Origin of the sequence: Burkholderia sp. 9777_1386, from assembly GCF_015712265.1 — a bacterium.
Taxonomy (GTDB): Bacteria; Pseudomonadota; Gammaproteobacteria; order Burkholderiales; family Burkholderiaceae; genus Burkholderia; species Burkholderia cenocepacia.
Genome location: NZ_JACCQB010000147.1, coordinates 1 through 425 on the forward strand (window position 1 = coordinate 1; position 425 = coordinate 425).

General features: G+C 70.4%; 1 pseudogene. It reads right to left on the minus strand.

From position 1 onward, the window contains the following. Positions 1-425, minus strand: a pseudogene (locus tag H0X91_RS34765) (hypothetical protein); the annotation flags it as partial.

A 425-nucleotide genomic window follows, 5' to 3' on the forward strand; every position in this document is an offset into this window, starting at 1 on the left:
GTCCCTGCAGGTGTGCGCCGAACACCGCCAGCCGCACGCCCTCGTCCGGAGCGACGACCGCGGTCTCGCCGGCGACGATCCGGGCGGCCACGTCGAGCGCGATCTGGTCGCCGAACGCCGGCGTCACGGTCATCACACCGAACGACTCCCCGGGCTCCCCCGGCGCCGGAACCGCGACGGATGCCAGGTCGAGCAGGTTGCAGAAGTTGGTGAAGGTGCCGAGTCTGCGATTGATCTCGACCGGATCGGCGAGCACGTCGTCGACGAGAGGATGCTCGGTCGTCGTGGGTAGCAGCAGCGCGTCCACGCCGCCGAACAGTTCGGCGGCGAAGTGCTTGGCCGTCACCAGAACACCCGTGTCGCGGACGAATTCGTGCGCCGCAGGCTCCGCCGATCCCCGGACGATCGCCGCGACCGTCGGGTCC